Genomic DNA, 4336 nt, shown 5'->3' on the forward strand with positions numbered 1-4336 from the left:
GGGGGAGTATCGGGAGAAGGGCTCCATCTTCGGGATCCACAAGTCCCTGTTCTGGCGGCCGAAGAAGGAACGCTTTTTTGTCCCGGACCTGTTCGGCGGCCCGCTGCTGTCGCCCATAGGTCCCGCGGCGGGGCCCAATACGCAGCTGACGCAGAACATCGTCGCCTCGTGGCTCTGCGGCGCGCGTTACATGGAGCTCAAGACCGTCCAGATCATGGACGAGCTGGAGTTCGGCCGGCCCTGCATCGACGTCGAGGACGAGGGGTACAATGCGGAGTGGTCGCAGGAGCTGAAGCTGGAGCAGTCGGTGCGGGAGTACATCAAGGCGTGGCTGCTGATCCCCGTCCTGGAGCGCCTGCTGGGCTGGGAGGGAACGGAGGGGGCCGGAGGCCTGATCTTCAACATGAGCGTCGGCTACAACCTGGAGGGCATCCTTCAGCCCCGGATGCAGACCTTCATCGCCAGGATGCTGGACGCGTCCGAGGAACTCGGCGAGTACCGCGAGGTGCTGCGCAGGGAGTTTCCGCAGTACGCGGACATCACGGCGCCCAGCGCGCTGGTGAACAGCGTCACGCTCTCCACCATGCACGGCTGTCCGCCCGACGAGATCGGCAGGATCGCCCGTTACCTGCTGGAGGAGCGCAAGTTCCACCTCTTCGTCAAGATGAACCCGACGCTTTTGGGGCGGGACGAGGTACGCTCGATTTTGAACGAGACTCTGGGCTACGACGGGATCCAAATCCCCGACCCCGTGTTCGATCACGACCTCAAATACCCTCAGGCCGTCGAGATCATCCGGATGATGAAGGAGGCGTCGGCGAGGCACGGGCGGTTCTTCGGCGTCAAACTCACCAACACGCTCGCGATGTACAACTACCGACGCATCATGCCGGGCGAGGAGATGTACATGTCGGGCCGCGCGCTCTACCCCGTCTCGATGAACCTCTGGGACCGTCTGAACAAGGAATTTGGGGGCGACCTGAACGTCTCCTACTCCGCCGGAGCCGATGCGGAGAACATCGCCGGGATCTTCTCCTGCGGGGCCCTGACCGTGACCATGGCCTCCGACCTGCTCAAGCCGGGCGGCTACGCGCGCATGGGACAGTGTCTGGAGAACCTGGAGTCCGCGATGGAGAGGGCGGGGGCGTCCAACCTCCGCTCCTTCGCGGCCGGCAAGGACGAGAAGCTGGAGAGGGCGGCCGCGGAATCCCTTACCTCACGCCGTTACCGAAAGAGTTATTATCCCGGGGCCCCGAAGGTGGACTCGGGCCTGGGCCTTTTCGACTGTATCACGGCGCCCTGCATGTCGCGGTGCGCCGTCTGCCAGGACGTCCCGGAGTACGTGGGGCTGATCGCGCGCGGCGATTACGACGGCGCCCTGGCTGCCATCCTGCGCCGCAACCCGCTTCCCGGGCTGACGGGCTACGTCTGCACGCACCTGTGTCAGACCCGCTGCACCCGTTCGAACTACGACGAGGCGGTGGAGATCCGTGCGCTCAAGCGTTTCGCCGCGGAGCGCGGCAGGGCGGCAGTCCCCGAGGTCAGGAAAAGCGCCCGCAGGGTCGCCGTGATCGGGGGCGGGCCGTCGGGCCTTGGCGCGGCCATGAAGCTGGCCCTGGCGGGCGTCGGGGTGACCGTCTACGAGGCGCGCAGCCGCGTGGGCGGCATGATGGCGATAGCCCCGGTGTTCCGCCTGCCTCACGAGGTGCTGGACCGGGACGTGCAGCGCCTGAAGGACCTGGGTGTCGAGTTCGTCCTGAACCACCGGGTGACGGAGCCGCCGGAAAAACTTCTGGAGCAGGGATTCGACGCGGTGTATGTCGCCACGGGCTTCCCCCACGACCTTCCGCTCAGGATCGAGGGGGCGGACGCCAAGGGCGTCTGGACGGCGATGGAGCTGCTGGACGCCACGATGGACGGAACTCGCCCGGACCTGGGCAGAAAGACCCTGGTCATCGGCGGAGGCAACACGGCGATGGACGCGGCGCGTACCGCCCGTCGCCTGACCGGGGCCCCCGTGACGGTGGTGTACCGCCGTACGCGCTCGGAGATGCCGGCTATCGAGGAGGAGCGGCGCCTGCTGTTCGAGGAGGGCAACCTGCTCGAGGAGCTGGCGTCCCCGATCCGCGTCCTCGTGAAGGACGGCCGTGTCGCGGGGCTCGAATGCGAGCGCAATGCCCTGGGCGAGGCGGACCTGGACGGGCGCCGCACCCCGGTGCCGACGGGGGAGAAGTTTGTCCTGGACGCGGACTCCATCGTGATCGCCATCGGCCAGAGCCCGGACCGGGAGCTCTTTGCAAACGGGAGCATCGCCCTGCGGCGCAACGGCTCCGTCATCACGACGCACGAGGGGCGCACGAGCCGAAGCGGGATCTACGCGGGCGGAGACCTCATCTCGGGGCCGGACATCGTCATCCGTGCCTGCGCCGACGGCGCGCGGGCCGGAGAGGCCATCTGCCGCGAGCTTGGCGTGGAGCTGCCGCCCGAACCCTCCCTTCCGGCCCTGACGCGGGAGGAGATCCTGGAGGTTAAGAAGGTTCGGACCCGGCGCTCCGATCCCCATAAGGAGGAGCACCTGCCCGTGGCCCTGCGCGAGGGGTTCGACCTGGTGGAGCGGACCCTGACCGAGGCCGCGGCGCGGAGCGAGGCCCAAAGGTGCCTTCAGTGCACGTCTCACTGCGACAAATGCGTGGAGGTCTGCCCCAACCGTGCCAACGTCACCTACGCCGCCCTGCCGACGTCGTTCGACGTCCCCGTCGTGGCGCTGTCCGGGGGCAGACCGGCCGTCGTGGCGCAGGAGCGTTTCGCCGTGACCCAGGCGCGCCAGATCCTGCATATCGAGGACTTCTGCAACGAGTGCGGCAACTGCGCCACGTTCTGTGTTCACCAGGGGAGGCCCTACATGGAAAAGCCTCGGCTCTGCCTGAACGAACACGACTTCGCCTCGCAGGACGACAACGTCTGGCGCGTCGAGCCCGGACTTTTGAGACGCCGCGAGGGCGGCGCGGAGATGCGGCTCGCGGTCACGGACCGCGGGTACCGCTATGAGGACGACGAGCTGGAGGCGACGTTCGACCGCGGCTTCGCGGTGGAGTCCCTGACGGCGAAGAAGCCGTTCGAGGGCAGGCGCTCGCTGGCCCGTGCGGCGGAGATGCGGGTGGTGTATGAAGGAATAGTGGACGCTCTGCCTTGGCTGCTGTAATTCCATTTCCCTCTCAATCGTATGCTTCGTTGTTTTTGCTCGCCTTGCTCGACGTACTGTGATGTACGCCTTCGCGGCGTCTCGCAAAAGCCGCCTCGTCTACGAATGATTTAGCAATGGAATATGGGCATTCTTTTGTGTAAAATAAGAGAAAAGGGCCCAAGGGCCGCCAAGGAGGGATGTTCATGATCTCGGTACTGAGAACGCACACGAACCTGAAGACCCCGGGTCACGAGGAGCTCTCCCTGGACAATCTCCGTCCCGGAAGCTGGATCAACATGACCGCACCCACCCGTCAGGAGCTGGAGGATGTGGCCCGTCTCGTCGCCGTGCCCCTGGATTTTCTGAGCGCCGCCCTGGACGTCGAGGAGTCGAGCCGCATCGACTTCGAGGAGATGGACGAGGACAGCGGCTACGACGCCTGCATACTGGTCGTCATCAATATCCCCAAACACCCCGAGAGCTTCGACTTCGACACCATCCCTCTGGGCATCGTCATCACCCCCGACACCTTCATCACGGTCTGTCTGGAGGAGAACCCGATCCTTCCGGGGCCGAGGGGCGGCGTCAGCGGGTTCTGCACCTGGAAGCGGACGCGGTTCCTGCTTCAGATCCTCTACAAGACGGCGGGGACCTATCTCCAGTACATCAACGAGATGAACCGGATGTCCGACAAGATCGAGGAGGCGCTGCGCCGTTCCATGAAGAACGAGGAGCTCTTCAAGCTGATGGACCTGGAGAAAGGCATGACCTTTTTCACGGGCTCCCTGAGGAGCAACCGCGTGGCCGTCGACAAGCTCGTCCGGACGCTCAAGAATCCCCAGTTCGACGAGCTCATCAAGCTCCGGGAGGAGGACGACGACCTACTCGAGGACGTGATCGTCGAGTACGACCAGGCCTACGACATGGTGCGGGTCTACAGCGACGTCCTGGGGGGCATGATGGACGCCTTCGCCTCCATCATCTCCAACAACCTGAACATCGTGATGAAGTTCCTGGCCTCCGTCACCATCATCATCTCGATCCCGACCGTCGTCTCCAGCTTCTGGGGCATGAACGTCGGCGTCCCGTTCCAGGAGTATCCGAGCGGCTTTCTGTGGGTGATGCTCGTCGCCCTCGGTCTCAGCGGCGCGG

At 65.2% G+C, this 4336-nt stretch carries 2 protein-coding genes; both read left to right on the forward strand.

The genetic code is table 11. The features are described from left to right. A partial coding sequence (gene ygfK, locus Q0176_RS05530; protein WP_299300050.1) for a putative selenate reductase subunit YgfK occupies positions 1-3202 on the forward strand: 3202 nt, incomplete at its 5' end. Positions 3203-3387: 185 nt separating this feature from the next. After that, positions 3388-4336, forward strand: a 949-nt coding sequence (locus Q0176_RS05535) for a magnesium transporter CorA family protein (RefSeq protein ID WP_299300052.1), incomplete at its 3' end; no start/stop codon positions are given.

Origin of the sequence: uncultured Fretibacterium sp. (assembly GCF_938040765.1) — a bacterium.
In the GTDB taxonomy this organism is placed as follows: domain Bacteria; phylum Synergistota; class Synergistia; order Synergistales; family Aminobacteriaceae; genus CAJPSE01.